Origin of the sequence: Streptomyces sp. NPDC002209 (genome assembly GCF_042890265.1) — a bacterium.
GTDB lineage: Bacteria > Actinomycetota > Actinomycetes > Streptomycetales > Streptomycetaceae > Streptomyces.
In genome coordinates this window covers 463,787-483,542 of sequence record NZ_JBIARX010000003.1, presented here as the reverse complement: position 1 = coordinate 483,542, position 19,756 = coordinate 463,787, and the positions used below count along the sequence as shown (strand labels likewise).

Below are 19,756 nucleotides of genomic sequence, written 5' to 3'. Positions count from 1 at the left end.
TGACGGAGCGTCAACTAGGCTGTCGGGCCGGGTTGGCAGCGCGGGCACCAGTAGGTCGGGCGGTCGTTCTGCGGGGCCTCGCGGACGGGGGTGCCGCAGCGCAGGCAGGGGCGGTGGGTGCGGCCGTAGACGAAGAGCTCCTGGCCGGGGCGGCGGCTGCCGGTGGTGTTGCGGATCCCCCGGTCGCCGGTGTTGGCGCGCAGCAGACGGTGGGCGGCGCCGGCGAGACGGACGGCGGTGGTCGGGGGGTCGGGGAGGTCGCCGACGGGGGTCCAGGGGGTGACCTGGGCCAGGAAGCAGAGCTCGCTCTTGTAGATGTTGCCGATGCCGGCCAGGTTGCGCTGGTCGAGCAGGGCCTCGCCGAGGGGGCGCCCGGGGGCGGCGAGGAGGCGGGCGGCGGCCTCGTCGGCGTCCCAGTCCGGGCCGAGGAGATCGGGGCCGAGGTGGCCGACGGCGCGGCCCTCGTCGGCGGTGCGGAGCAGTTCGACGACGGGAAGGCGGTAGCCGACGGCCGTGTGTCCGGCGGTGGCGAGGACGGCGCGGATCTCGTGGGCGGGGCCGCCGTGCCACTTCTCGTGCGCGGCGAAGACGCGCCAGGCGCCGTCCATGCCCAGGTGGGTGTGGAGGGTGAGGCCGCCTTCGAAGCGGGCGAGGAGGTGTTTGCCGCGCGGGGTGACGTCCAGGGTGGTGCGGCCGGTGAGGTCGGAGGTCGCGAAGCGGGGGACGCGCAGGTCGCAGCGGGTCAGCTCACGGCCGGCCAGGGCCGTGTGCAGCCGGGCCGCCACGCGCCAGACGCTGTCTCCTTCGGGCATGGCGCCATTGTCGCCCCGCGGGGGCCGGCGGTGCGCAGGGGGCGGGACGGCCGGAGCCCCCGCCGCGCTGTGGCGCGGCAGGGGCCCGGTCGGGAGGGAAGGCGCGGAGGGAACCGCCACTGCTTCCGGTGCGCCACTACTTCCAGTACAGGGCCTTGCCCTGGGCCAGGCCGAACGGGTCGCCCCAGTACATGGCGCCGGCGACCTTCGTCTGCGCGGACGGGGCCAGCGCGATCGCGCAGCCGGTCTGCGTCTTGCCGTTGGTGAAGCCCTTCGGCAGCGACTCGTGCGGGCACTTCTCGTAGTTGCCGATGACCGACACCTCCTGCGCCTCGCTGCCGTCGCTGAGCGTGCCCTTGATGTGGCCCACCGAGGTGAAGGACAGGTCCGTGGAGCCGACGTTCTTGACGGTGTAGCGGACGAAGTAGGGCACCATGCCCTTGACCTTGTCGCCGAGCTTGAGGGCGTCCAGGTCGGAGGCCTGACCCTGCTCGACCGCGGTCACGGTGAGGGCGATCTCACCCGTGGTGCTTCCGCTCTTGAACGGGAACTGCGCGGCCTCGCCGAACTTGAACGTCTGGCCGGCCTTCGCGGTGCCGCCGGCCGGGGCGCTGCCGCCGCCGGTCGAGCCGGCGCTGGCGGCGGCGCTGGGCGCCGCGGAGCCGTAACCGTCCGCGGAGCTCGGCGCGGCGGCGGGCGAGCTCGGCGCGGTGGACGGCGCCGCCGCCTCCTCGTTGCCGTTCTTGCAGCCGGTGAGGGTGAGGGTGCCGGCAACTGCCAGACCGATGACGCCCGTTGCCGCTCGCCGCATACCGTTGGTGCTCATTTTCTGGTCCCCCATGAGTGTTCATTGTGTGACGTGGCATCGTCACGTTCGATGCCTGCGGGGATCTTGATAGTCCAGAAAGGTCGGGGGATGCCAGCCGAGAGCGGCTTCGTGACATGCTCCGTACATAAGCGGTACGTAAGTGCAACGCTCGGGACCGGACTGCCGGATTCAGGAACGAAGCCGCAGGCCGCGCGGGGTGGCATGGAAGCCGGCGGTCTCGAGGACCCGGCCCAGCGGGGAGGTCAACGCCGGGGCGGCGTTGATGCGTTCCACCGTGAGCGCCGGCAGGGTGCCGATCCGGGACCCGGCCGCCAGGGCCGCGGTGGCCGCCGCGAGGCGGGGGTCGTCCGCCGGGGGCCAGGCCAGGAGCGTCTTGCCGCCCCGCTCGAGGTAGAGGATGAGCTCGCCGTCGACCAGGACCACCAGCGAGCCCGCCTTGCGGCCCGGCTTGTGGGTGGCACCGGCGGGGGGCTCCGGCCAGGGCAGGGCCGCCCCGTACGCGTTCGCCGGATCCGCGGCGGCCAGGACCACCGCCGCCAGCGGGGGCGGGTTCCGCTCGGCCGACCGCAGCCGGTCCACCGCGCCGTCCATCGCGAACTGGGCCGCGCCCAGGCCCTCCACCACATAGCCCCGGCGGGCCTGGCCGCTGTCCTCGAAGGCCGACAGGACGCGGTACACCGCACTGAAGCCGCCCTCCACGCCCTCGGCGGCCACCGCGCCCCGCGTGACCACGCCGTGCCGGTCCAGCAGGGTCCGGGCCAGTGCGTGCGCGCGGTGGGTGGGGTCGGGGGCCTGGGAGGGCAGCAGCGACCAGCGGCCGGAGACCGTGGGCGGGCCCGGGCGGGACACCTGCGCGCTGAGCGTCCCGTACCGGCCGCGCGGGATCGTGCGCCGGGCGCGGTGGGCGGTGGCGCCCGCCGTACGGCCCGAGCCGAGCAGGGAGCGCAGCGGGGACAGCGTGTCGTTCGTCAGCCGGCCCGACCAGGCCAGGTCCCAGACGGCCTCGGACAGTTCGAGGTCGGTGGCCTCGGACCACTTGGCGCGCACCGATTCCGCGAGCTGGCGGAAGAACAGGCCGTACCCGCCGGACAGGGTGTCCAGGACCGCCTGGTGAAGGGGCGTCAGCTCCAGCGGGTGCGGCGGGGGCAGCAGCAGCGGGGCCGCGTCCGCCAGGTAGAGCGAGACCCAGCCGTCCTTGCCCGGAAGGGCCCCGGCGCCCGCCCACACCACCTCCCCGGTGGTGGTGAGCTCGTCCAGCAGGGTCGGGGAGTACCCCGAGACCCGAGAGGGCAGGATCAGCCGCTCCAGCGCCGATGCGGGCACCGGGGCGCCCTGGAGCTGTTCCACGGCCCGGGCCAGGCCGTCGATGCCGCGCAGGGCACCGCCCAGGTGCTGCCACTGCGGCAGGAACGTGGCCAGGGAGGCCGGCGGCACCGGCTCCAGCTCCTGGCGCAGCGCGGCCAGGGAGCGGCGGCGCAGCCGGCGCAGCACGGTCGCGTCGCACCACTCCTGGCCGATGCCGGCCGGGTGGAACTCGCCCTGCACCACCCGGCCCGCCGCCGCGAGCCGGTGCAGGGCGCCCTCGGTCACCGCCGCGCCGAGGCCGAAGCGGGCGGCCACGGCGGTCGTGGTGAACGGCCCGTGGGTGCGGGCGTACCGGGCCAGGAGGTCGCCGAGCGGGTCCTTGACCGGCTCGGTGAACACCTCCGGGACCCCGACCGGGAGCGCCGTGCCCAGCGCGTCGCGCAGCCGGCCCGCGTCCTCGATCGCCGCCCAGTGGTCCGCGCCGCCGATCCGGACCGAGACGGCCCGGCGGGCCCGGGCCAGGGCCTTCGGCCAGGCCGGGTCGGCGCCGCGTTCGGCCAGTTCGGCCGTGGTCAGCGGGCCGAGCAGGCGCAGCAGGTCGGCGACGGACTCGGCGTCCTTGGCCCGCCGGTCCCCGGTCAGCCACTGGAGCTCCCGCTCCAGCTCCTCCAGTACCTCCGCGTCGAGCAGTTCGCGCAGCTCGGCCTGGCCGAGCAGCTCGGCGAGCAGGCGGGAGTCCAGCGAGAGGGCGGCCGCCCTGCGCTCGGCGAGCGGCGAGTCACCCTCGTACAGGAACTGGGCGACGTACCCGAAGAGCAGCGACCGGGCGAACGGGGACGGTTCGGCGGTGGTGACCTCGACCAGGCGGACCCGGCGCGCCTCGATGTCCCCCATCAGCTCCGTCAGGCCCGGTACGTCGAACACGTCCTGGAGGCATTCCCGTACGGCTTCCAGCACGATCGGGAAGGATCCGAACTCCGAGGCCACCTGGAGCAGTTGGGAGGCACGCTGGCGCTGCTGCCACAGCGGGGTCCGCTTGCCCGGACTGCGCCGCGGCAGCAGCAGGGCGCGCGCCGCGCACTCGCGGAACCGGGAGGCGAACAGGGCGGAGCCGCCCACCTGGTCGGTGACGATCTGGTTGATCTCGCCGTGGTCGAAGGCGACGTCCGCGGCGCCCAGCGGGGCCTGTTCGTCGTCGAACTCGAAGGCGTGCGGGGCCGATGGGTCGTGGTCGAGCAGGTCCATGGAGAGCAGGTCCGCGTCGGGCAGCCGGAGCACGATCCCGTCGTCGGCATGCATGACCTGTGCGTCCATGCCGTACTTCTCGGCGAGGCGGGCGCCGAGGGCGAGCGCCCACGGGGCGTGCACCTGGGCGCCGAACGGGGAGTGGACCACGACCCGCCAGTCACCGAGCTCGTCGCGGAACCGCTCGACCACGATGGTCCGGTCGTCCGGGACGTGGCCGCAGGCCTCGCGCTGCTCCGCGAGGTACGCGAGGACGTTCTCCGCGGCCCACGCGTCGAGGCCGGCGGCCACCAGGCGCAGCCGGGCGTCCTCCTCGGCCAGGCCGCCGAGCTCGCGCAGGAACGCGCCCACCGCGCGCCCCAGTTCGAGGGGGCGGCCCAGCTGGTCGCCCTTCCAGAACGGCAGCCGGCCCGGGACCCCGGGGGCGGGGGAGACCAGGACCCGGTCGCGGGTGATGTCCTCGATCCGCCACGAGGTGGTGCCCAGCGTGAACACGTCCCCCACGCGGGACTCGTAGACCATCTCCTCGTCGAGCTCGCCGACCCGGCCGCCGCCCTTCTTCGGGTCCGCGCCGGCGAGGAACACGCCGAACAGGCCGCGGTCGGGGATCGTGCCGCCGGAGGTGACCGCGAGCCGCTGCGCCCCCGGCCGGCCGGTGATCGTCCCCGCCACCCGGTCCCAGACGACCCGCGGCCTGAGCTCCGCGAACGCATCGGACGGATAGCGGCCCGCCAGCATGTCCAGGACGGCGGTGAACGCCGACTCAGGCAGCGCCGCGAACGGCGCCGCCCGCCGCACCAGCGCCAGCAGCTCGTCCAGCTGCCACGTGTCCATCGCGGTCATCGCGACCAGCTGCTGCGCGAGCACGTCCAGCGGGTTCGACGGGATGCGCAGCGACTCGATGGACCCGGTGCGCATCCGCTCGGTGACCACGGCCGCCTGGACCAGGTCCCCGCGGTACTTGGGGAACACCACCCCCGTCGAGACCGCGCCCACCTGGTGCCCGGCCCGGCCCACGCGCTGGAGCCCGGAGGCCACCGAGGGCGGGGACTCCACCTGCACCACCAGGTCCACGGCGCCCATGTCGATGCCCAGTTCCAGACTGGAGGTGGCGACCACGGCGGGCAGCCGGCCCGCCTTCAGATCCTCCTCCACCAGCGCCCGCTGCTCCTTGGAGACCGAGCCGTGGTGCGCCCGCGCCAGCAGCGCCGGGGCGCCCCGGGCGGCCCCCGACTGAGCCATGATCTCGGCCGGCGGCGAGCCCTCGGGCAGCTTCTCGCCCATGGCGCGCTCGTACGCGATCTCGTTCAGCCGGTTGCACAGCCGCTCGGCGAGGCGGCGCGAGTTGGCGAACACGATCGTGGAGCGGTGCGCCTGGACCAGGTCCGCGATCCGCTCCTCCACATGCGGCCAGATCGAGGGCTTGTCCCCGCCGTCCTTGCCCTCGGAGGCCGGCGATCCTCCCAACTCGCCCATGTCCTGCACCGGGACGACCACCGACAGGTCGAACTCCTTGGCGGAGGGCGGCTGGACGATCTCGACCTTGCCGCGCGGCGCGAGGTACCGGGCCACCTCGTCCACCGGCCGGACCGTCGCCGACAGCCCGATCCGGCGCGCCGGGCGCGGCAGCAGCTCGTCCAGCCGCTCCAGGGACAGGGCCAGGTGCGCGCCGCGCTTGGTCCCCGCGACCGCGTGCACCTCGTCCAGGATCACCGTCTCGATCCCGGCCAGTGCGTCGCGCGTCGCCGACGTCAGCATCAGGAACAGCGACTCGGGCGTGGTGATCAGGATGTCCGGCGGCCGGGTCGCCAGCGACCGCCGCTCGGCCGGCGGGGTGTCTCCCGAGCGGATCCCGACGCGGATCTCCGGCTCGGGCAGGCCCAGGCGGACCGACTCCTGGCGGATCCCGGTCAGCGGGCTGCGCAGGTTCCGCTCGACGTCGACCGCGAGGGCCTTCAGCGGGGACACGTACAGCACCCGGCAGCGCTTCTTCGGCTCGGCGGGCGGCGGGGTGGACGCGAGCTGGTCGAGGGCGGAGAGGAAGGCGGCCAGGGTCTTCCCGGAGCCGGTCGGCGCCACGACGAGCACGTCGGAGCCCTCCCGGATGGCCCGCCAGGCTCCCTCCTGCGCCGAGGTGGGCGAGGCGAAGGCCCCCGTGAACCAGGAGCGGGTCGCGGGGGAGAACGAATCGAGCGCAGAGCCGGACATGCCCCCATCCTGCACCCGGGCACTGACAACGGCCCGGACCTGGGGAAACATCCGGACCGGGCGGCGCGCGCAAGCGGGCGGGGCGCAGAATGGGGCCATGGCGGACGAGGCGGTCGAGCGGGAGTGGGCCCGGCACTGGCAGTACCCGGAACTGCCCGGCCTGGACCTGCTGCGCGCCCACTACGTGCGCCACACCTTTCCGCGCCACGCCCACGACGGGTACGTCATCGCGGCGGTCACCGGCGGCATCGAGGAGGTCGGCCTGCCCGGCGGCATCGTGCGGGCCGGGCCCGGGAGCGTGGTCCTGATCAACCCGGAGGTGCCGCACACCGCGCGGGCCGGGGTCCCGGAGGGCTGGGCCTACGCCACCCTGTACCCCTCCCGGGAGCTGATCGCCGAGGTGGCCGCGGAGATCGGCAGCCTGCGCGGGACCCCCGGCTTCACCGCCGACTCGGTCACCGACCCGCAGACCTCGCACGTGATCACCGAGGTGCACCGGGCCGCCGAGGAGGGCAACGCGCTGGCCGCCGACACGCTGCTGCGCCGAGCGGTGGCGCGGATGCTGACCCGGCACGCGGGGCCGCTGCCCGTCCGTACGGTCCGCAGCGCCGCAGCCGCGGATGCCGCGGCGGCCCGGGCGGTGCTCCAGGAGCGGATGGCGGATCCACCGTCGCTGGAACGGCTGGCCGCGGAACTGGGGACCAGCCCGTTCGCCCTGCTGCGGGCCTTCCGGGAGCGGTACGGGATGCCGCCGCACACCTGGCTGACCGACGCCCGGGTCCGCGAGGCCCGCCGGCTGCTGGACGCGGGGACCCCGCCGGCGGAGGCCGCCGTCGCCGTCGGCTTCACCGACCAGCCGCACCTGAACCGGCACTTCACCCGGATCGTCGGCGTCCCGCCCGGCGCGTACCGGCGGGGGCGGGCGGGCGGTTAGGCTCCCGCCGTGGACGGGGCGGAGCAGGCCGGGGTGTGGGGGGCGTACGCGGCGCAGGTGCGCGGGCGGGTGCCCGAGTGGCCGCCGACGGGCGCGGTGGTGGAGCAGGACGGGCCCTTCGTACGGACCCACTACGGCACGCACGGGACGGTCGGGCACCGGCCGCTGACGGACGTCCCGCACGCCGAGCTGGCCGGGCTGGTGCGGCGGCAGCAGGAGGCCTTCGCGGCGCGCGGCGAACCCCTGCGGTGGAAGGTGTACGGCCTGGACCCGCCGGATCTGGCACAGGAGCTGGCCGCGGCCGGGTTCACGGCGGACGCCCCGCGCTCCCTGCTCGTCGCGGACCTTGCGCACCTCGCGCCGGGCCGGGAGAGCGGGGTCCGTTCGGTCCACGGCGCTCCGCAGGGGGATTCCCCGTGGCAGGCCCTGGCCGCCGCGAGCGGGCCGCACGCCAAGCCGCTCGCCGAGTTCGAGGCCGACCGCGGGTGGCGCTGCGACCCCGGGGACGTCTCCGTGCTGATCGAGCAGGGCAAGGTGGTGGCCGCGGGCTGGCTGGAGGTCGCCCGCGGCACCGACTTCATGCTGGTCGGCGGCCTGACCGACCCCGCGACGGCCGCCGCCTTCGTACGGCACTGGGCGCCGCCCGGCGATGCGCACCACCACCGGCCGGGCCCGGTGGCGTACTGCGTCGCCGAGGCGGTCGGGGAGCTGCGCACCGCACTCCTCGCGGCGGGCTTCGTCGAGCTCACGACCGTACGCACCTTCCGGCTGGACCCGCTCGAAGCCCCGGCCCGGACCCGCCCCGTCCGGGAACTCGCAGCGGCGGAGGACGACGCGCTGTGGGACCGGCTGCGGGGCGAATTCGGCTTCCGGACCAAGGTCGTGGACATCCCCGGCTTCGCCGCCCCGGGCCCGTCCGCCACCTGGCCGCTCGGCGACCCGCAGGAGGCGCTGGTCGACGCGCTGGACCGGATCGTCCTGCGCGGGCTGAGGGCCGTCACCGCGCCCGGGGAGCAGGTGCGCTGGCTGGACTGGCAGCACCCCTGCTACGCCTTCGACCCCCACAGGGTCGGCGGCCCCGGCGAGCCGCAGTGCCCGGGCCAGGCGTATCCCGACGGCGATTTCTACCTCTACGTGGACCCCGGGCTGCGCTTCGGCACCTTCGGCCACCCCTGGGAGCACACGCTGACCGTCTTCGGCGCCGGGCTGCTCGCCGGGGTGGAGGCGGAGCTGACCGCGCTGCTCGGGGAGCCGGTGCGGCGCCGGGGCTGAGGCGCTCCACGGCTCCCGCGTGCAAGAACGTACAAGACCCGGCCTGCCCGCCCTGCGTACGTTCGGCGGGTGCGAGAACAGCGGATGGTGATGCAGAAGACCCCCGAGGGGGCCGCCGGGCGGCCGCGCGGCGCCGTCGTACGCGACGCGCTCGGGGTCGGGGTGGCCGTCGGGCTGTCCGGGTTCGCGTTCGGGGTGACCGCCGCCGGGGCCGGGATCAGCGTGCTCCAGGCCTGTGTGCTGAGCCTGTTCGTGTTCACCGGAGCCTCGCAGTTCGCCCTGGTCGGGGCGCTGGCCGCGGGCGGGAACCCGTTCACCGCGGCCGCCGGTGCCTTCTTCCTCGGCACGCGCAACGCCTTCTACGGGCTGCGGCTCTCGCAGCTGCTCAACCTGCCCCGGGCCGTACGGCCCCTCGCCGCCCACTGGGTGATCGACGAGACCACCGCCGTGGCTCTGGCGCAGCCCGACCGGAGGTCGGCGCGGCTCGGGTTCACCGTGACCGGGCTGAGCCTGTACGTCCTGTGGAACCTCACCACCCTGCTCGGCGCACTCGGCGCCGAAGCCCTCGGCGACACCGCCGCGTGGGGGCTGGACGCCGCCGGGCCGGCCGTCTTCCTGGCGCTGCTCGCGCCGATGCTGAAGACCGCCACCGAGCGGGCCGTCGCCGCGCTCGCCGTCGTCCTCGGGCTGGGCCTGCTCCCCGTGCTGCCCGTCGGGTTGCCGGTGCTCGTCGCCGCTCTCGCCGCCCCCGTGATCCTCTGGCTGAAGGGACGCCGCTCGTGAACGTCTGGCTCGCCATCGGGCTCACCGTCGTCGGCTGCTACGCCGTCAAGCTCGCCGGGCTGCTCGTACCCGCCGGTGCACTGGAGCGGCCGCTCGTGCGCAGGCTCGCCGCGCTGCTGCCGGTCGCGCTGCTCGCCGCGCTCACCGCACAGCAGACCTTCGGCGCCGGGCAGGAGCTCGTGCTCGACGCCCGCGCCGCCGGGCTGGCCGCCGCCGGGCTCGCGCTGCTGCTGCGGGCCCCGTTCCTGCTCGTGGTCGGCGCCGCCGTGGTCGTCACCGCGGGCGTCCGGGCTCTGGGCGGGTAGCCGCTTCGGGTGGATCGCCGGCCAGGGGGCGCCCGTACGCGCGCAGGGTCAGCAGGGCCTCCAGGGTGGCGATCGGGCGGCGCTCCAGCGAGCTGCCCGGCGCCCAGGCGAGGCGGCGCACCGGCCAGCCGCCGTCCGGCTGCTGCGCGGCGGCCAGGAAGTCCAGCGAACGCCGCAGCTCCTCGTCGGTGAACCAGCCGCGCGCCAGCGACTCGGGGCGCCGGGCGACATCGTGCGGGAACAGCTGCTCGCCCGGCGCGTGGCCGGGGTACGGCGGGTACTCCCGGCGGCGGCGCGGATCGAGCACGACGAGCCGCTGCTCGCGTACGAGCCGCCCCAGCCGGTCCGCGGCCGCCACCGCCCGCGGCCGGTCGGGGGCGCCGTCGAGGAAGGCCACCGCGCTCTGGATCTCGTACGGGTCCGCGCGGCGCAGCGTCTCGACCCGGTCCCAGCAGAAGTCCGTGGCCCGGAACAGCCACGCGTGCCAGATCCGGTTGCGGTGCAGTACGCCGACGACCGGGCCCGTGGTCAGCAGCTCGCCCGGCGGATCGTCGTACAGCCGGTGGTACGGGGCCCCGGGATAGCCGCGCGGGGCCGGGAGGAGCACCGGAAGGGCGCCGTCCGCGGTCGAGACCCGGGTGAGGTGACGGCAGAGCCGCTCGATCCGCTGCCCGGCGCAGCGGCCCAGGCCGTCAAGGATCCGCAGGGCGTGCGCGGTGTGCAGCGGCTGGCTGAGCGGACCGCGCAGATCGGGATCGAGGGCGTGGCCGTAGCCGCCGTCGGCGTTGAGGTACGAGCCGAGGGCGGTGTCCACCGCGTCGGGATCCCCGCCGAGGAAGTGGAACGCGAACCGCCGCTGCTCCAGCACCCTGGCCGTGAGCCAGATGAACTGCTCGGCGCGGGCCAGCGGGGTCGGTGGGGTGGGTGGGGCCAGCGAGGAAGCTTCGTCTCCAGGCATGCGTGAAACCGTAGGGTGCGGCGGAGCGGGGACGGGGGGCGAACAGCGCCGGTGCACTCTCCCGGGGCGGGATACTGGGGGCATGCGGTTGACGATTTTCTGGGAGCGGATGGCCGAGCACTTCGGTGCGGGCTACGCGGACTCCTTCGCGCGGGACCACGTCATGACGGAACTCGGCGGACGCACCGTCCACCAGGCGCTCGAGGCGGGCTGGGAGGCCAAGGACGTGTGGCGCGCGGTGTGTTCGGCGATGGACGTGCCGGCCTCGCTGCGCTGACGCGGGCGGCCGTTTCCCCGTCCGCGCGGCGGGTGGGACAGACTGGGGCGCGTGGCAGCCACCGATGAGACGACCGTGACGACGACCGGCACCGCCGACACCACCGCCCCGGACGCCCCGGCCGGGGCGGCGACCCGCCGGACCGGGCCGGGCCCCGCCGGTCCCGCAGGGCCTCCCGGCGGCACCACCGTCCAGGCGGCGCCCGGGGCCCGGATGCCGCGCTGGCTGCCGCGCGCCGTCGTCCTCGTCCTGGCCCTCATCGCCTGCTTCCAGCTCGGCAGCTGGGCCTTCCACCAGCTGACCGGGCTGCTCGTCAACATCCTGATCGCGTTCTTCCTCGCGCTCGCGATCGAACCCGCCGTGGCCCGGATGTCGGCCCGCGGCATGCGCCGCGGGCTCGCCACCTTCCTGGTGTTCCTCGGGGTGTTCGTCGCGGCCGCCGGCTTCGTCGTCCTGCTCGGCTCGATGCTCGCCGGCCAGATCGTGGCGATGGTGCAGGGCTTCCCGGGCTATCTCGACTCGGTGATCGGCACGATCAACACCACCTTCCACACCAAGCTGTCCCGGCTCGCGATCCAGGACAGCCTGCTGCACTCGGACTGGCTCCAGAAGTACGTGCAGAACAGCGCGACCGGCGTGCTCGACGTGTCCGCCACCGTGCTCGGCGGGCTCTTCAGACTGCTGACGATCGGGCTCTTCTCGTTCTACTTCGCCGCCGACGGGCCGCGGCTGCGGCGCGCACTGTGCTCCGTACTGCCCCCTGCGAAGCAGTCGGAGGTGCTGCGCGCCTGGGAGATCGCCGTCGCCAAGACGGGCGGCTACCTCTACTCGCGCGGACTGATGGCCCTGGTCTCCGGCATCGCGCACTACATCGTCTTCGTGGTCCTCGACGTGCCGTACGCGCCCGCGCTCGCGGTGTGGGTGGGGCTGGTCTCCCAGTTCATCCCCACCATCGGCACCTACCTGGCGGGCGCGCTGCCGATGCTGATCGCCTTCCCGGACTCGCCCTGGTACGCGCTGTACGTCCTCGGATTCGTGGTGGTCTACCAGCAGTTCGAGAACTACGTGCTGCAGCCGAAGCTGACGGCGAGGACGGTCGACATCCACCCGGCGGTGGCCTTCGGGTCCGTCATCGCGGGCACCGCCCTGCTGGGCGCGGTCGGGGCGCTGATCGCGATCCCGGCCGTCGCCACGCTGCAGGCCTTCCTCGGCGCGTACGTGAAGCGGTACGAGGTGACGGAAGGGGCGGCGGCCGGGTCCGCCGGGGCGGCCGGGGATCCGGCTACTCCTTCTCCTCGGCCTTGGCGAGGAAGGCTGCCAGGGCCTCGGTGACGGTCGCCTCGACGGCGGCCTTGTCCACGCCGAGGCCGCTGAAGACGCCCTCGCCGTTCTCGAGTTCGAGGAGCGCGAGCAGGATGTGCTCGGTGCCGACGTAGTTGTGGCCGAGGCGCAGGGCCTCGCGGAAGGTGAGCTCCAGGGCCTTCTTGGCGGAGGCGTCGAAGGGGACGAGCTCGGGGACCTCCTCGGCGGCCGGGGGCAGGGCGGCGGTCGCGGCGGCGCGCACGTCGTCCGCCGAGACCTGCTGGGCGTGCAGGGCGAGCCCGGCGAGGCCCTCCGACTCGGCGACCAGGCCGAGGACGAGGTGCTCGGTGCGGATCTCGGTGTTGCCGGCGGCGCGGGCCTCGTTCTGCGCGGTGACGACGACGTTGCGGGCGCGGGGGGTGAAGCGGCCGAAGCCCTGGTTGGGGTCCATGCCGGCGTCGCCCTCCTTGTCGGCCTTGGGGACGAAGCGCTTCTGGGCGGCCTGGCGGGTGACGCCCATGCTGCGGCCGATGTCCGTCCAGGAGGCGCCGGAGCGGCGGGCCTGGTCCACGAAGTGGCCGATGAGGTGGTCCGCGACGTCACCGAGGGACTCGGCGACGACGACGGCGCCGCTGAGCTGCTCCAGGGTGTCGGTGTGGACCTTCTTGATGGCCTCGATCAGGTCGTCGAGGCGTACCGGATTGGTCATGCGAACGGGTTCCACTGAAGGGTTCGTCATGAGTGCAACCGTAGGTTGACAGTCGAAGGACTGTCAACCCTGGGTTGTCAGTTGCGGGGGTCGGGTCAACCCGGGGCCTCGTGGGGCGGTGTGGAGGAGGGCGGGGGTGCGGGCGCGGGCCGGGCCAGGGCGGCGGGGGCCCGGGAGATGCCGTGCCGGACGACCGCGACGAGCGTCGACCGGGCCTCCGCGGGGACCGGGGCGCCGGGCAGCGGCCAGGGGATCCGCGGCGGCCATGTCCCGTCCGAGGAGACCTCGCGGCTGCGGCGCCGGCCCGCCGCGGTGGCGTGGTCGGGCACCGGCCCGGCGAACAGGGTGATGAGCCCCGTCACCGCGCCGAGCGCGGCGAACGCGAGGAACGGCCCCAGGCCGTCGCCCTGCCCGGTGGCGGAGTCGACGGCGCAGGCCGCGACCGTCGCCGGCACCGCGAGGGCCAGCAGCACCTGCTGCGCGACCTGGGCGCGCGCGGCCCGCTCGCGGCGCCCGGGGTCGACGGCCAGGCCCCGTGCGGCCAGGCCCCTCCCGACCGCGGCGGTGGCGGGGGAGGCGGCGACGAGCTTCCCGAGCCCGTACGCGCGCGGAGCCGGAGACCCCGCCGCGCGGCGCAGGGCGTCCGCCTGGACGGGGTCGGCCGGTGGGGGCTGCCCCCGTACGCCGGCCCCGACCCGGCCGTCGGCGCCGACCGGCAGCATCCCGGCCAGGTGCAGCGCGGTGAGCGCCACCTCGGCGACGCGCCGCCGGCCGCCCTCCAGGTACGCGGCCTCGTAGAGGCCGAGCGCCCCGGTGTCCGCCCGGCCCCCGGGATCGAGCCCGCGCTGCAGCGGGATGCGGGCCAGGGTCGCGCCGAGCAGCGGCACGGCCGAACCCAGGAAGATGTAGACCCACACCGTCGCCCCCGACTCCGCGTCCTGCCCTGCCCTGCCCTGCTCAGCTCCGTTCCGCCCGAGTGTGGGCCCGCCCGGGGGCCGGGGCAATGCGTCGGACCGGACCCGTCGGCCCGCGGGCGGGACGGCCCCGCCGGGCGGCCCGCGCCGGGTGGAGCGTGGCTCGCTTGACAGGAAAATCGAACATCCATTCTGATGAGTTATCCACAGCCGAACCGGACGTGGGAGCGCATTGTCAGTGGCAGGCGTTAGCGTCAATGGCGTGAAGCGATCGACTCAAGCAAACCGGGTGGAACCCATGGCAGGCACCGACCGCGAGAAGGCTCTCGACGCCGCGCTCGCACAGATTGAACGGCAATTCGGCAAGGGTGCGGTCATGCGCCTCGGCGACAAGCCGAACGACCCCATCGAGGTCATCCCCACCGGGTCGACCGCGCTGGACATCGCCCTCGGCGTCGGCGGGCTGCCCCGCGGCCGCGTGATCGAGGTGTACGGCCCGGAGTCCTCCGGCAAGACGACCCTGACCCTGCACGCCGTGGCCAACGCACAGAAGGCCGGCGGCACCGTCGCCTTCGTGGACGCCGAGCACGCGCTCGACCCCGAGTACGCGAAGGCCCTCGGCGTCGACACCGACAACCTCATCCTGTCGCAGCCGGACACCGGTGAGCAGGCGCTGGAGATCGTGGACATGCTCGTCCGCTCCGGTGCCCTCGACCTGATCGTCATCGACTCCGTGGCGGCCCTCGTGCCGCGTGCCGAGATCGAGGGCGAGATGGGCGACTCGCACGTGGGTCTCCAGGCCCGTCTGATGAGCCAGGCGCTCCGGAAGATCACCGGTGCGCTCAACCAGTCCAAGACCACCGCGATCTTCATCAACCAGCTCCGCGAGAAGATCGGTGTGATGTTCGGCTCGCCGGAGACCACCACCGGTGGCCGTGCGCTGAAGTTCTACGCCTCCGTGCGCCTCGACATCCGCCGTATCGAGACCCTCAAGGACGGCACCGACGCGGTCGGCAACCGCACCCGCGTCAAGGTCGTCAAGAACAAGGTCGCGCCGCCGTTCAAGCAGGCCGAGTTCGACATCCTCTACGGCCAGGGCATCAGCCGCGAGGGCGGCCTGATCGACATGGGCGTGGAGCACGGCTTCGTGCGCAAGGCCGGCGCCTGGTACACGTACGAGGGCGACCAGCTCGGCCAGGGCAAGGAGAACGCCCGCAACTTCCTGAAGGACAACCCCGACCTCGCCAACGAGATCGAGCGGAAGATCAAGGAGAAGCTGGGCGTGGGCGTGCGCAAGGACGCCGCCGCCGACGAGGCGGCCGCAGGCGCGCCTGCCGAGGCAGCGGCCGTGCCCGCCCCCGCAACGAAGGCCAAGACGACGGCCAAGGCCGCCGTCGCCAAGAGCTGACCCGTGCAGGAGCAGGAAAGGGGCGGCGGGAGCGGCGGCCGGGAGGGCCGTCGCGAAGGCAGCCGCGCACGCGGCCGTGACGGCCGACGCGAAGGCCGCGGCGAAGGCCGTGGCGAAGGCCGCCAGGAACTGCCGCCCCAGAGTCCCGAGGAGCAGGCGCGGGCGATCTGCCTGCGCCTGCTCACCGGGATGCCGCGCACCCGGCGCCAGCTCGCGGACGCCCTCGACAAGCGGGGCATCCCCGAGGAGGTGTCGCAGGAGGTCCTCTCCCGGTTCGAGGAGGTCGGCCTGATCGACGACGCCGCCTTCGCCGGGGCCTGGGTCGAGTCCCGGCACCGGGGCCGGGGCCTCGCCCGCCGGGCGCTCGCCCAGGAGCTGCGCACCAAGGGCGTGCACGCCACCCTCGTCCAGGAGGCCCTGGAACAGCTGGACTCCGACCAGGAGGAGCAGACCGCCCGGGAGCTCGTGGAGCGCAAGCTCCGCGCGACCCGGGGCCTGGAGCGGGACAAGCGGATCCGGCGGCTCGCCGGGATGCTCGCCCGCAAGGGGTATCCGGAGGGCATGGCCCTGCGGGTGGTCCGGCGCGCGCTGGAAGAAGAGGGCGACGACGGCACGGACGCGGACGGCCTGGGGTACCCCGGGTTCTGAGCCGTGCCGCCGGACCCGGGGGTGGGGATAGCCCCCGGGTGCAGACGCCAGGGTGCTTCACTGCCAACCGGCAGGCACGGCGGCAGAGTTGCCCGCATGATGCTGCGTTACGCCCTCCAGACCGTCAGGGACCGCAAGGCCGGTTTCCTCGGCGCCTTCGTCGCACTCCTGTGCGCGGCGGCCCTCATCACCGCCTGCGGCACGCTCCTGGAAACCGGACTCCGCGGAAAGATCGCCACCGAGCGCTACGCGGCCGCGCCGGTCGTCGTCTCCGCCGACCAGAACGTCCACCAGACCACGGTCAAGGAGAAGAAGGGCAAGGCCAAGACGAAGCACAAGGCCAAGCCCGTCGCCGAGCGGGCGTGGCTCCCCGCCTCCACGGTGGACACGGTCCGGTCCGTGCCGGGCGTCGAGCGGGCCGTACCGGAGCTCAGCTTCCAGGCCGTCCCGCTGGTCAAGGCCCCCGGCGGTGCGAAGCCCTCGTACGGGCACGCCTGGACCTCCGCCGCGCTCACCCCCTTCACCCTCACCGAGGGCCGCGCCCCCCAAGGCGGCGGCGAGGTCGTCGTCGACCGTGAACTGGCCGCCCGCGCGGGGCTGAAGACCGGCGCCCCGCTCACCGTGCAGGCCACCGGCGAGCCGAAGACGTACACCGTCAGCGGGATCGCGCAGGCAGCCCGCGGAGATCTCGCACGGCAGAACGCGCTGTTCTTCGGCGACGCCGAGGCGCAGCGGATCGCCGCCCGCGACGGACAGGTCACCGCCATCGGGGTACTGCCGGCGGCCGGGACCGACCCCGGCGCGCTGGCCGCGCGCATCGAGCAGGCGCTGGGGGGCACCGGCGCGCAGGTCGCCGTGGGCGACGCACGCGGGCCCGTGGAGTTCCTCGACGCAGCCGGCGCACGCATCAAGCTGGTCTCCATGGGCGGGGCCATGGGCGGCACCTCGCTGCTCGTCGCGATCCTCGTGGTCGTCGGCACCTTCGCCCTCTCCGTCCAGCAGCGCCACCGCGAACTCGCCCTGCTGCGCGCCATTGCCGCCACGCCCAAGCAGCTGCGCCGCATGATCGGCCGTGAGGCCCTGGTCGTGGGCCTGGCCGCCGGTGTCGCCGGGGCGCTCGCCGGACTCCCGCTCGCCGCCTGGCTGCACGGCCGGTTCATCGCGAGCGGGGTCGTGCCCGCCAACCTGGAGCGCACCGCCGGGATCTTCCCGATGCTCGCCGCCGTCGGCGCGAGCCTGCTCGGAGCCTGGGCCGCGGCCCGGATCACGGGGCGGCGGATCGCCCGGATCCGCCCGGCCGAGGCGCTCGCCGAAGCCGCCGTCGAGCGGGGGCGGCCCGGGTGGATCCGGATCGCGACCGGAATGCTGCTGCTCGCCGGCGGTGTGGTGCTGGTGGCCGTGCTGAGTGTGCTGCGCACCGAGCCGGCGTCGACCCCGGTGACCTTCCTGGCGGTCGTGGTCCTCGCCGGGGCGGTCTCGCTGCTCGGCCCGCTGCTCGTACGGGGCGCCACCGCGCTGCTCGCCGGGCCGCTGAGGCTGGCCGGCGCGGGCGGTCACCTGGCCACCGCGAACCTGAGGGGCAACGCCACCCGGATGGCCTCCGCGGTCACCCCCCTCGCCCTGCTGATCGGCATGACCTGCACCGTCCTGTTCATCACGCCGACGCTGGGCAACGCCGCCCGGACGCAGGCCCGCGACGGGGTCCGGGCCGGCTGGGTGCTGGCCGCCCAGGGTCCGGGTGTCACCGGCGCCGCCGCGGAGCACATCCGCCGGACCCCGGGGGTCACGGCGGCCACCGAGATCGTGCACACGTCCGTACGAGTGGGGCTGACGAAGTACGGCGCGCAGGGGGTGACCCCGGCCGGGCTGACCCGGACCTGGGACCCCGGTGTGACGAGCGGGAGCCTGGACGGCTTCGGCGAGAAGAACGTGGCGGTGAGCGAACTGGCCGCCGATCAGCTGGGGCTCAAGCCGGGGAGCCCGCTGAAGCTGGCGCTGGGCGACGGGACGCCGGTCACCCTGACCGTCTCGGCCGTGTACGCGCGGGGGCTGGGCTTCGGGGACCTGACACTGCCGCACGACCTGGTCGCGGCGCACGTGGACAACCCGCTCGCGAGCAGCGTGCTGGTGGCGGCGGAGCCGGGGACCGGGCGGCAGCAGCTGGCCGCGGCGGTACGGGAGTTCCCGGGGGTCGGGGTGCTGTCGGCGCGCGACGCGGACGAGGCGCGGGCGGAGCGGCAGCAGGCCGGCGCCGAGATCAACCTGCTGGCGATGGGGCTGGTGCTGGCCTTCACCGCGATCGCGGTGGTCAACACGCTGGCGATGTCGACGGCGGAGCGGCTGAGGGAGTTCGCGATGCTGAGGCTGGCGGGGGCGAAGCGGCGGCAGGTGCTGCGGATGCTGCGGACGGAGGCGCTGGCGGTGCTGCTGATCGGGGCGGTGCTGGGGTCGGGGATCTCGCTGGCCGTACTGACCGCGTTCAGTGTGGGCATGACGGGGTCGGCTGCGCCGGCGGTGCTGCCGGTGGTGTACGTGGGGGTGCTGGGGGTGGCGGGGCTGCTGGCCCTCGCGGCCACCGCCCTGCCGGGCCGGGTTGCGCTGCGGGTCCCTCCGGTGGAGGTGGCCACCTCGCGGTAGCGGCCCGCCGCCTTCGGGCACGCCGCCCGCCGCCGTCGGCCCGGGGGCGCACCGCTTCGGTGGTGCGGCCCCCGGGCCGGGTGGTGGGCGTGGCCTGCGGCGCTGGTCACCTGCCCGCCCTTCCACCGTTCCCCGGGCTCCGCCCGGACCCGGTCCTCGAGCGCCGGACGGGGTGGAAGGGGAAGGTCCCGGAGGGGGGCCGGGGTCGGGGTCAGGTGACGGGGAGGCCTGCGGCCTTCCAGGCTTGGAAGCCGCCGGTCAGGTCCGTGGCGCGGTGGAGGCCCAGGGTGTGGAGGGAGGCGGCCGCCAAGGAGGAGGCGTAGCCCTCGTTGCAGATCACCACCACCCGGAGGTCGTGCGAGGTGGCCTCGGCGGCGCGGTGCGAGCCCTGGGGGTCCAGCCGCCACTCCAGCTCGTTGCGCTCGACCACCAGCGCACCAGGGATCAGGCCGTCGCGCTCGCGCAGCGCCTGGTAGCGGATGTCCACCAGGAGGGCGTCGCCCGCCCGGAACGCGGCGTACGCCTGCGCCGGGTCGATGCGGGTGTACGCCGAGCGGACCCGTTCCAGCAGGGCGTCGATGCCGATCGGGGCGCTCACTGCCAGTCCGCCGGGCGCTCGACCTGCTCCAGCGTCAGCACCTGGCCGGTGCGGCTGTAGCGGCGGATCAGGGGCAGCGGCGGGTAGTACGCGTGCACCGAGACCGCGTGCTCCGTCCGCGACTCGTTGAGCACCTCGTGGACGTGGTGCTCGCCGAACGCCCGGCCCGTCCCCGCGCCCAGGCTGCGGCTGCGGTCCAGGTCGGCGGCGAGCTCCAGGCTCCGCCAGCCCTCCGACGGCAGGCGCACCGCCAGGGAGTGCTCCCGGAGCCGGCCCCGGGCGGTGGCGAACGCACCCCGCGACTCGGCGTGGTCGTGCCAGCCGGTGCCGGTGCTCGGCGGCCAGCCGATCACCCAGGCCTCGCTGCCGCCCGGCCCGTCGAGGCGGATCCAGGTGCGGCCCTCGGGGTCGAGGGGGAGGGAGTCGATGACCGCCGGGTCGGCAGCGGTACGCAGGGCGAAGTCGAGGAGTTCCGCAGCCGTCACGCCACCGGCGCGTGCGGGGGCGTGCGGAGGTGAGAGGGGCGCATTGGGTGCACTGGGTGCAAGGGGCGCAGACATGGGGGCGTGACCGTCCTGGGGGTTCGCGAAAGTGCGCGCGGAGCGCGGAGGA

17 protein-coding genes are annotated in these 19,756 nt (G+C 74.8%); 9 read left to right on the top strand and 8 right to left on the bottom strand.

Features of this window, described 5'->3' with window-relative positions; genetic code table 11:
- Window positions 1-14: 14 nt before the first annotated feature.
- The 3 genes from ACFYXK_RS09435 to ACFYXK_RS09425 form a co-directional block, all read right to left on the bottom strand.
- The gene (locus ACFYXK_RS09435) at window positions 15-812 is read right to left on the bottom strand and encodes an Fpg/Nei family DNA glycosylase (RefSeq protein ID WP_389410544.1); all 798 of its coding nucleotides are present in this window, start codon (window positions 810-812) and stop codon (window positions 15-17) included.
- A gap of 136 nt (window positions 813-948) precedes the next feature.
- Entirely contained in the window at window positions 949-1,638 is a 690-nt protein-coding gene (locus ACFYXK_RS09430) for a hypothetical protein (protein WP_389410543.1), read from the bottom strand.
- A gap of 171 nt (window positions 1,639-1,809) precedes the next feature.
- Window positions 1,810-6,399 (bottom strand): ATP-dependent helicase, encoded by a 4,590-nt coding sequence (locus ACFYXK_RS09425; protein WP_389410542.1) that lies wholly within the window; start codon window positions 6,397-6,399, stop codon window positions 1,810-1,812.
- Window positions 6,400-6,496: 97 nt separating this feature from the next.
- On the opposite strand from ACFYXK_RS09425, the gene ACFYXK_RS09420 reads away from it, so the two are divergent.
- The 4 genes from ACFYXK_RS09420 (at window position 6,497) to ACFYXK_RS09405 (ending at window position 9,693) form a co-directional block, all read left to right on the top strand.
- Window positions 6,497-7,333 (top strand): AraC family transcriptional regulator, encoded by an 837-nt coding sequence (locus ACFYXK_RS09420; protein WP_389410541.1) that lies wholly within the window; start codon window positions 6,497-6,499, stop codon window positions 7,331-7,333.
- Between the two features lie 9 nt (window positions 7,334-7,342).
- Window positions 7,343-8,605 carry a DUF2716 domain-containing protein gene (locus tag ACFYXK_RS09415; RefSeq protein ID WP_389410540.1) on the top strand — a complete coding sequence of 421 codons (1,263 nt, stop codon included), beginning with the start codon at window positions 7,343-7,345 and terminating at the stop codon, window positions 8,603-8,605.
- Window positions 8,606-8,689: 84 nt separating this feature from the next.
- The gene (locus ACFYXK_RS09410; RefSeq protein ID WP_389410562.1) at window positions 8,690-9,388 is read left to right on the top strand and encodes an AzlC family ABC transporter permease; all 699 of its coding nucleotides are present in this window, start codon (window positions 8,690-8,692) and stop codon (window positions 9,386-9,388) included.
- Window positions 9,385-9,693 carry an AzlD domain-containing protein gene (locus tag ACFYXK_RS09405; protein WP_389410539.1) on the top strand — a complete coding sequence of 103 codons (309 nt, stop codon included), beginning with the start codon at window positions 9,385-9,387 and terminating at the stop codon, window positions 9,691-9,693. Before ACFYXK_RS09410 ends, ACFYXK_RS09405 begins: the two co-directional genes overlap by 4 nt.
- Here ACFYXK_RS09405 and ACFYXK_RS09400 read toward each other — a convergent pair.
- Window positions 9,662-10,651, bottom strand: coding sequence for a hypothetical protein (locus ACFYXK_RS09400; RefSeq protein ID WP_389410538.1), 990 nt, complete (start codon window positions 10,649-10,651; stop codon window positions 9,662-9,664). The two genes, ACFYXK_RS09405 and ACFYXK_RS09400, sit on opposite strands and share 32 nt — an antisense overlap.
- An 82-nt stretch (window positions 10,652-10,733) precedes the next feature.
- Between ACFYXK_RS09400 and ACFYXK_RS09395 the strand changes: the two genes are divergently transcribed.
- Complete coding sequence (locus ACFYXK_RS09395; protein WP_030650223.1) at window positions 10,734-10,928, top strand: DUF3046 domain-containing protein; 195 nt, start codon at window positions 10,734-10,736, stop codon at window positions 10,926-10,928.
- A 213-nt stretch (window positions 10,929-11,141) separates the two neighbouring features.
- Complete coding sequence (locus ACFYXK_RS09390; RefSeq protein WP_389410561.1) at window positions 11,142-12,260, top strand: AI-2E family transporter; 1,119 nt, start codon at window positions 11,142-11,144, stop codon at window positions 12,258-12,260.
- Here the strand turns inward: ACFYXK_RS09390 and ACFYXK_RS09385 are convergent.
- Window positions 12,211-12,969, bottom strand: a complete 759-nt coding sequence (locus tag ACFYXK_RS09385; RefSeq protein ID WP_389410537.1) for a Clp protease N-terminal domain-containing protein — start codon at window positions 12,967-12,969, stop codon at window positions 12,211-12,213. The two genes, ACFYXK_RS09390 and ACFYXK_RS09385, sit on opposite strands and share 50 nt — an antisense overlap.
- A 65-nt stretch (window positions 12,970-13,034) precedes the next feature.
- The gene (locus ACFYXK_RS09380) at window positions 13,035-13,856 is read right to left on the bottom strand and encodes a TIGR04222 domain-containing membrane protein (protein ID WP_389410536.1); all 822 of its coding nucleotides are present in this window, start codon (window positions 13,854-13,856) and stop codon (window positions 13,035-13,037) included.
- A gap of 295 nt (window positions 13,857-14,151) precedes the next feature.
- Between ACFYXK_RS09380 and recA the strand changes: the two genes are divergently transcribed.
- The 3 genes from recA to ACFYXK_RS09365 all read left to right on the top strand — a co-directional run bounded on the left by recA (window position 14,152) and on the right by ACFYXK_RS09365 (window position 18,546).
- Window positions 14,152-15,261 carry a recombinase RecA gene (gene recA / locus ACFYXK_RS09375; RefSeq protein WP_383509656.1) on the top strand — a complete coding sequence of 370 codons (1,110 nt, stop codon included), beginning with the start codon at window positions 14,152-14,154 and terminating at the stop codon, window positions 15,259-15,261.
- Between the two features lie 3 nt (window positions 15,262-15,264).
- Window positions 15,265-15,909 carry a recombination regulator RecX gene (gene recX / locus ACFYXK_RS09370; RefSeq protein ID WP_389410535.1) on the top strand — a complete coding sequence of 215 codons (645 nt, stop codon included), beginning with the start codon at window positions 15,265-15,267 and terminating at the stop codon, window positions 15,907-15,909.
- A gap of 96 nt (window positions 15,910-16,005) precedes the next feature.
- On the top strand, window positions 16,006-18,546 hold the full coding sequence (locus ACFYXK_RS09365) for an FtsX-like permease family protein (RefSeq protein ID WP_389410534.1): 2,541 nt from the start codon (window positions 16,006-16,008) through the stop codon (window positions 18,544-18,546).
- Between the two features lie 211 nt (window positions 18,547-18,757).
- On the opposite strand, the gene ACFYXK_RS09360 is transcribed toward ACFYXK_RS09365, so the two are convergent.
- Entirely contained in the window at window positions 18,758-19,150 is a 393-nt protein-coding gene (locus ACFYXK_RS09360; RefSeq protein WP_389410560.1) for a rhodanese-like domain-containing protein, read from the bottom strand.
- Complete coding sequence (locus ACFYXK_RS09355) at window positions 19,141-19,704, bottom strand: cysteine dioxygenase (RefSeq protein WP_389410533.1); 564 nt, start codon at window positions 19,702-19,704, stop codon at window positions 19,141-19,143. Before ACFYXK_RS09355 ends, ACFYXK_RS09360 begins: the two co-directional genes overlap by 10 nt.
- Window positions 19,705-19,756: the final 52 nt, after the last annotated feature.

Bases quoted from the DNA above. Each gene is read 5' to 3' on its own strand.
- ACFYXK_RS09435 (WP_389410544.1), bottom strand. From the start codon at position 812: ATGCCCGAAGGAGACAGCGTCTGGCGCGTGGCGGCCCGGCTGCACACG.
- ACFYXK_RS09430 (WP_389410543.1), bottom strand. From the start codon at position 1,638: ATGAGCACCAACGGTATGCGGCGAGCGGCAACGGGCGTCATCGGTCTG.
- ACFYXK_RS09425 (WP_389410542.1), bottom strand. From the start codon at position 6,399: ATGTCCGGCTCTGCGCTCGATTCGTTCTCCCCCGCGACCCGCTCCTGG.
- ACFYXK_RS09420 (WP_389410541.1), top strand. From the start codon at position 6,497: ATGGCGGACGAGGCGGTCGAGCGGGAGTGGGCCCGGCACTGGCAGTAC.
- ACFYXK_RS09410 (WP_389410562.1), top strand. From the start codon at position 8,690: ATGGTGATGCAGAAGACCCCCGAGGGGGCCGCCGGGCGGCCGCGCGGC.
- ACFYXK_RS09400 (WP_389410538.1), bottom strand. From the start codon at position 10,651: ATGCCTGGAGACGAAGCTTCCTCGCTGGCCCCACCCACCCCACCGACC.
- ACFYXK_RS09395 (WP_030650223.1), top strand. From the start codon at position 10,734: ATGCGGTTGACGATTTTCTGGGAGCGGATGGCCGAGCACTTCGGTGCG.
- ACFYXK_RS09390 (WP_389410561.1), top strand. From the start codon at position 11,142: ATGCCGCGCTGGCTGCCGCGCGCCGTCGTCCTCGTCCTGGCCCTCATC.
- ACFYXK_RS09385 (WP_389410537.1), bottom strand. From the start codon at position 12,969: ATGACGAACCCTTCAGTGGAACCCGTTCGCATGACCAATCCGGTACGC.
- recA (WP_383509656.1), top strand. From the start codon at position 14,152: ATGGCAGGCACCGACCGCGAGAAGGCTCTCGACGCCGCGCTCGCACAG.
- ACFYXK_RS09365 (WP_389410534.1), top strand. From the start codon at position 16,006: ATGATGCTGCGTTACGCCCTCCAGACCGTCAGGGACCGCAAGGCCGGT.
- ACFYXK_RS09355 (WP_389410533.1), bottom strand. From the start codon at position 19,704: ATGTCTGCGCCCCTTGCACCCAGTGCACCCAATGCGCCCCTCTCACCT.